The following is a 6,231-nucleotide window of genomic DNA, read 5'->3' as shown; positions in this document are numbered from 1 at the left end:
CTCGTCGGCCGCGGCTCTCCAGCAGGGCGCGGCCGAGCGGCTGGCCGGCGGCCCGGAACGCGATCGCCTCGACGAAGGCGCCATCGCCGCCCTTCAGGCGCAGCCGCACATGCGCCTGCCCGACCTCGTCCGCATAGGCGACCGTGTGGGAGGGCAGCGCCAGCACGGGCTCCGGGTTGCCGGAGCCGTAGGGCCCGGCCTGGGCCAGGGTGCGGCACAGCTCCGGCGTGACGGCGGCGGCCGAGACGGCGCCGTCGATGCGCAGGGCACGATCGCGCCGCGCCAGCTCGACCGCCGGCGCCAGCGCCTCCTCCACAAAGGCCCGGAAGGCGCCGAGCGCCGAGCGCTTGAGGGTGACGCCGGCCGCCATGGCGTGGCCGCCGCCCTTCTCGAGAATGCCCTCGTGGAGGGCGCGCTTGACGGTGCGGCCGAGATCGACGCCGGCGATCGAGCGACCCGAGCCGGTGCCGGTCTCGCCGGGTCCGAGTGCGATGGCGAAGGCCGGGCGGCCGTAGCGCTCCTTCAGCCGCGCCGCGACCAGGCCGACCACGCCCGGGTGCCAGCCGGCCGCCGCGACCACCACGACGGCGCCCTTCTCCTCGAGTCCCAGCGCCGCCATCGCCTCGGCCTCGGCCTCGGCGAGCGCCGCCTGCTCGATCGCCTGGCGCTCGCGGTTGAGCCGGTCGAGCTCGGCGGCGAGCGTGCCCGCCTCGACCGGATCGTCGAGCGTCAGCAGGCGCGCCCCGAGATCGGCCCGGCCGATCCGACCGCCCGCGTTGATGCGCGGGCCCAGCAGAAAGCCGAGGTGCCACGCCTCGGGCGGCCCGCTGAGCCGCGACACGTCCATCAGCGCCGTGAGGCCGACGCGCTCGCGCCGCTTCATCCCCAGCAGGCCCTTGGCCACGAAGGCGCGGTTGAGGCCGATCAGCGGGACCACGTCGGCGACGGTGCCGAGCGCGACCAGGTCTACATAGGCGAGCAGATCGGGCTCCGGCCGGGCGTCGCCCCAGAAGCCGCGCCGGCGCAGCTCGCGCACCAGCGCCACCACGGTCATGAAGACCAGGCCGACGGCGCACAGATGGCCGAGCCGCGAGAGGTCGTCCTGCCGGTTCGGATTCACCAGCGCCACGGTGGGCGGCAGCGTCTCGTCGGCCATGTGGTGGTCGACCACGACGACGTCGACGCCGCGCGCCTGCGCCTCGGCGAACGGCTCGAAGCTCGACGTGCCGCAGTCGACCGCGACGATCAGCGTCGTCTTGCGCGCCGCGATCTGGCGGATCGCCTCGACGTTGGGGCCGTAGCCCTCGAAGATGCGATCCGGGATGTAGATGTCGGGATCGAGGCCGCACTGGCGCAGCACCAGCGTCATCAGGGCGCTCGCGGTGGCACCGTCGACGTCGTAGTCGCCGAACACGGTGACGCGCTCGCCGCGCTCGGCCGCGTCGGCGAGGCGGCGGGCCGCCGCCTCCATGTCGGTGAGGCCGGCGGGATCCGGCATCAGCCGGCGGATGGTCGGGTCGAGATGCTCCGCCACGTCGTCCGGCTCGACGCCCCTCCCCGCGAGGACGCGCGCCAAAAGCTCCGGCGTGCCGGTGCGCTGCACGATGGCCAGCGCCCGCGCCGCCCCGCGCTCGTCCAGCCGATCGCGCCACACGCGCCCGGTGGCGGACTTTTCGACGCCGAGGAAGGGGGTCATGCGGGGGCCCGGTCATTCCGGGGCGCCGCGCAGCGGCGAACCCGGAATCCAGAGGCGACCTCCGAATCCGTGGCTGGATTCCGGGTTCGCACCTTCGGTGCGCCCCGGAATGACGGGGAGAAAACCCGCCTCACCCCATCTGGAACTTCTGGAAGTGGCGGTGCTCGGCGCGGATCCAGCGGACCGTGCCGGTGGTGGAGCGCATCACCACGGTCTCGGTCTCGATGATGCCGGGACGGAAGCGGACGCCGCGCAGCAGCGAGCCGGAGACGATGCCGGTGGCGGCGAACACGCAGTCGCCGGTGACCAGATCCTCGAGCTGATACTTCTTGCGCGGGTCGCGGATGCCCATGCGGCGCGAGCGCTCGCGCTTCTCCTCGTTGTCGAGGATCAGCCGGCCCTGGAACTGGCCGCCGATGCAGGACAGCGCGGCGGCCGCCAGCACGCCCTCGGGGGCGCCGCCGATGCCGAGATAGATGTCGACGCCGGTCGTCTCCGGGTCGGCCGTGTGGATGACGCCGGCGACGTCGCCGTCGGAGATCAGCTGCACCGAGGCGCCGGTGCGCCGCACCGCAGCGATCAGGTCGGCATGGCGCGGCCGGTCGAGGATCAGCGCCGTGATCTCCTCGGGCTTGACGCCCTTGGCCATGGCCAGCGCCCGGATGTTCTGCTCGGGCGGCGCGTCGAGATCGACGACGCCCTTGGAGTAGCCCGGGCCGATGGCGATCTTGTCCATGTAGACGTCGGGCGCGTTGAGCAGCGAGCCGCCTTCCGCCATCGCCATGGTGGCGATCGCGCCCGGCATCGCCTTGGCGCACAGCGTGGTGCCTTCCAGGGGATCGACCGCGATGTCGACCCGGGGGCCCTTGCCGTTGCCGATGTGCTCGCCGATGAACAGCATCGGCGCCTCGTCGCGCTCGCCCTCGCCGATCACCACGGTGCCGTCGATGGGGAGGCGGTTGAGCTCGCGCCGCATGGCGTCGACGGCGGCCTGGTCGGCGGCCTTCTCGTTGCCGCGTCCGCGCCACTGGGCCGCCGCCACGGCGGCCCGTTCGGTGACGCGCACGATCTCGATCGAGAGCACGCGGTCGAGGGTCTCGCGCTGGCGGGTGGCGGCGATCACGTTACGATCACCTTTGACGACCTCGCTCATGCTCACGACAAGTCCTTTCACTGCGACCGGAGCCCAGGGGCGCTCCGGTCAGTTCTTCTCGATCCGGATGACCTGAGGGTTACCCGCGATCACGCCCCTGTTTTTGATTTCGCTCAAGGCTTTGCGCACGGCGTCTTCGGACGTGGCGTAGGTCACCAGGATGACCGGCGCGGGGGTCTGGGTGCGGTCCGGATCGGAGCCGCCATGCGGCTCGCCGTTGCGCCGCCGCTGCACGATGGATTCCAGCGAGATGTGCTCGTCGGCCAGATGCTTGGCGATGGTGGCGAAGGTGCCGGGCCGGTCGACCGCGGCGAGCCGGATGTAATAGCCGCCCTCGTGCCGCTGCATGGGAGCGCGGCGGCTGCCGGCGAGCTGCGACACCGGCCGGCCGAACGGCATGGTCCGCACGCCGCGGGCGATGTCGGCCAGATCGGCGACGACGGCCGAGGCCGTGGCCGCCCCACCGGCGCCCGGTCCCACCAGGGTGATGGGCGGGAAGCCGGCCGGCTCGATGGTGACGGCGTTGGTGACGCCCATCACGCGGGCGAGCGGCCGGTCGAGCGGCACCATGGTCGGATGGACGCGCTGCTCGATCCCCGATTCGGTGCGCACCGCGACGCCGAGCAGCTTGATGCGGTAGCCGAGCTCGGCCGCCGCCTCGAGATCCTCGGGCGTGATCGAGGAGATGCCCTCGACATAGACGGCATCGGGATCGACCTGCACGCCGAAGGCGAGGCTCGCCAGGATGGCGATCTTCTGGGCGGTGTCGAAGCCCTCGACGTCGAAGGTCGGGTCGGCCTCGGCGTAGCCCAGCCGCTGGGCCTCGCGAAGACAGTCGCCGAAGGAGAGCTTCTCGCTCTCCATCCTGGACAGGATGTAGTTGCAGGTGCCGTTGAGGATGCCGTAGACGCGGTCGAAGGAGTTGCCGGCGAAGCCTTCGCGCAGCGTCTTCACCACCGGAATCGCGCCGCCGACCGCCGCCTCGAAGTTGAGGCTGACGCCGGCCTTCTCGGCCGCCGCCGCCAGCGCCACGCCGTGGCGGGCGAGCAGCGCCTTGTTGGCGGTGACCACCGACTTGCCGGCGGCGAGCGCCGCCTCGATGGCCGACTTGGCGGGATCGCCCTCGCCTCCCATCAGCTCGACGAACGCCTCGATCTCCGGGTCCCGGGCGAGCCCCGAAGGACTGTCGACGAAGCGCACGCCGTCGAGCCCGAGGGCGTCGAGCTCGCCCTTGGTCTTCGCCGAGGCGGCGACCAGCCGGATGGGCCGCCCACAGCGCGTCGCCAGGATGTTCGACTCCGAGGCGTTGGACTCCTGCTTCTGCAGCAGGCGTGCGACCGACCCACCGACGGTGCCGAGTCCCGCGAGACCTACTTTGAGCGGCTCAACCATTTCGGAGAAGACCTGACTGGGAGGAACGCGCCGCGCTCAGCGCGACTGTGCGAGGGGAACGACGTTGTGCAACTTTTCAGGACCGGTTTCAAGAAAGCGCCGCAAGTTGCGGGCCGCCTGACGGATCCGCTGCTCGTTCTCCACTAACGCAATACGAACGAAGCCGTCGCCGTGCTCGCCGAAGCCGACACCGGGCGCGACCGCGACCTCGGCCTTCTCGACCAGCATGGTGGCGAACTCGATCGAGCCCAGCGTGTCGAACGGCTTGGGGATCGGGCACCAGGCGAACATCGAGGCGCGGGGCGGCGGAATGTCCCAGCCGGCGCGGCCGAAGCTCTCCACCAGCACGTCGCGCCGGCGCTTGTAGATCTCGCGCATCTCGCGGATGCAGTCCTCCGGCCCGTTGAGGGCGGCCGTGGCGGCGACCTGCACGGGCGTGAAGGCGCCGTAGTCGAGATAGGACTTCACCCGGGCCAGGGCCGCGATCAGCCGGTCGTTGCCGACCGCGAAGCCCATGCGCCAGCCCGGCATCGAGAACGTCTTGGACATCGAGGTGAACTCGACGGCGACGTCGAAGGCGCCCGGCACCTGCAGGATCGAGGGCGGCGGGTTGTCGTCGAAATAGACCTCGGCATAGGCGAGGTCGGACAGCACGATCAGGTCGTGCTTCTTGGCGAAGGCGACGACGTCCTTGTAGAAGTCGAGATCGGCGACCTCGGCGGTCGGGTTGGACGGATAGCAGACGACCAGCGCGGTCGGCTTCGGGATCGAATGCGCGCAGGCGCGCTCCAGCGCGTGGAACAGCTCCGGCCCCGGCGCGCACGGCACCGAGCGGATCACGCCGCCCGCCATCAGGAAGCCGAAGGCGTGGATCGGGTAGCTCGGATTCGGCACCAGCACGACGTCGCCCGGCGCCGTGATGGCCTGCGCCATGTTGGCGAAGCCTTCCTTGGAGCCCAGCGTCGCCACCACCTGGGTGTCGGGGTTCAGCTTCACCGAGAAGCGGCGGCCGTAATAGGCCGCCTGGGCGCGGCGCAGCCCGGCGATTCCCTTGGAGGCGGAGTAGCGGTCGGTGCGGGTCTTGCCCACCGTCTCCTTCAGCTTCTCCACCACATGGGCGGGCGCCGGGAGATCGGGATTGCCCATGCCGAGATCGATGATGTCGGCACCGGCATTGCGGGCGGCGGCTTTGGCGCGGTTCACCTGCTCGAAAACATAGGGCGGGAGACGGCGAATCCGGTGAAATTCTTCCATGGTGCGAAAGCTCCGCTGCGAGTTCGGTCCCTGACCGGCTCGTGCGGGCTTTTAACACGATGATCGCCGGATCAGTAAACGGTTCGGCGCTGTCCGGGTCGCTAGGCCGGGGTCAGCGCTCCTGGGTGGGGGCCGTGGCGCCGGCCCGCTTGGCGGCGGCCGCGCGCGCCGCGTCGAGGTCGGCCTGCACCTTCTTGCGCTCGGCGTCGGTCAGCGGGCGGTCGGCCCGCGCGTGGGGCACGTCGTTGACGGCCGGATAGGCCGGCGGGACCGCCGAACGTTCCGGCGCGCCGGCCGGCAACCCGCCGATCTGTTGCGGCATTTCCGACAGCATGGAGGAGCACCCGGCCAGGAGGCCGGCTGCGACGATCAGCACCGTCGGAACGAGCCGTCGGTCACGAAGACGCCGGGATACGCTTCTGGACATGGCGCGTGGTGACCAACATCTAATCGGATGAATTGAAAGGCTGGGCTGACGGTTGCGGTACCGGCATAATATGACGAAACCAAGGAGCGTCTGCCCGATGGATACCGCCCAGGACACGCCCACCACCCACGATTCGGCGACCCGCGATTCGGCTGTGCCGGAGGGCGGTAGCGCGCTCCCGTCGCACGGCAACGGCGTCGCGCCGGAGATCGCCGGGGAGGACGGGCTGCCGCCGCTGACCTACGCCACCCCGCCGCTGCCCGAGGCCGGCCCGGGCCCGACGCCGGCGCCGCATCTCGACAGCGCCGG

At 71.2% G+C, this 6,231-nt stretch carries 6 protein-coding genes; 1 reads left to right on the top strand and 5 read right to left on the bottom strand.

What is annotated here, in order from left to right; translation table 11 throughout:
* The 5 genes from recJ to CH341_RS26885 form a co-directional block, all read right to left on the bottom strand.
* Window positions 1-1,696, bottom strand: a 1,696-nt coding sequence (gene recJ, locus CH341_RS26905) for a single-stranded-DNA-specific exonuclease RecJ (RefSeq protein ID WP_111422035.1), incomplete at its 3' end; no start/stop codon positions are given.
* Window positions 1,697-1,826: 130 nt separating this feature from the next.
* A complete protein-coding gene (gene glpX / locus CH341_RS26900) occupies window positions 1,827-2,849 on the bottom strand; it encodes a class II fructose-bisphosphatase (protein ID WP_111422034.1) in 1,023 nt (340 codons plus the stop codon).
* Window positions 2,850-2,897: 48 nt separating this feature from the next.
* Complete coding sequence (locus tag CH341_RS26895; protein WP_111422033.1) at window positions 2,898-4,241, bottom strand: homoserine dehydrogenase; 1,344 nt, start codon at window positions 4,239-4,241, stop codon at window positions 2,898-2,900.
* A gap of 36 nt (window positions 4,242-4,277) precedes the next feature.
* A complete protein-coding gene (locus tag CH341_RS26890; protein WP_111422032.1) occupies window positions 4,278-5,495 on the bottom strand; it encodes an LL-diaminopimelate aminotransferase in 1,218 nt (405 codons plus the stop codon).
* 112 nt (window positions 5,496-5,607) lie between these two features.
* On the bottom strand, window positions 5,608-5,871 hold the full coding sequence (locus tag CH341_RS26885) for a hypothetical protein (protein WP_111422031.1): 264 nt from the start codon (window positions 5,869-5,871) through the stop codon (window positions 5,608-5,610).
* A gap of 148 nt (window positions 5,872-6,019) precedes the next feature.
* Here CH341_RS26885 and CH341_RS26880 point away from each other — a divergent pair.
* On the top strand, window positions 6,020-6,231 hold a 212-nt coding region (locus tag CH341_RS26880; RefSeq protein ID WP_210208629.1), incomplete at its 3' end, for a hypothetical protein.

The sequence above is a fragment of the Rhodoplanes roseus genome, from assembly GCF_003258865.1.
In the GTDB taxonomy this organism is placed as follows: domain Bacteria; phylum Pseudomonadota; class Alphaproteobacteria; order Rhizobiales; family Xanthobacteraceae; genus Rhodoplanes; species Rhodoplanes roseus.
The sequence above is the reverse complement of the archived record's forward strand: the minus strand, read 5'-3'. Positions and strand labels throughout refer to the sequence as shown.

Excerpts from the sequence above, each read along its gene's own strand:
- glpX (WP_111422034.1), bottom strand. The coding sequence starts at position 2,849 with ATGAGCGAGGTCGTCAAAGGTGATCGTAACGTGATCGCCGCCACCCGC.
- CH341_RS26895 (WP_111422033.1), bottom strand. The coding sequence starts at position 4,241 with ATGGTTGAGCCGCTCAAAGTAGGTCTCGCGGGACTCGGCACCGTCGGT.
- CH341_RS26890 (WP_111422032.1), bottom strand. The coding sequence starts at position 5,495 with ATGGAAGAATTTCACCGGATTCGCCGTCTCCCGCCCTATGTTTTCGAG.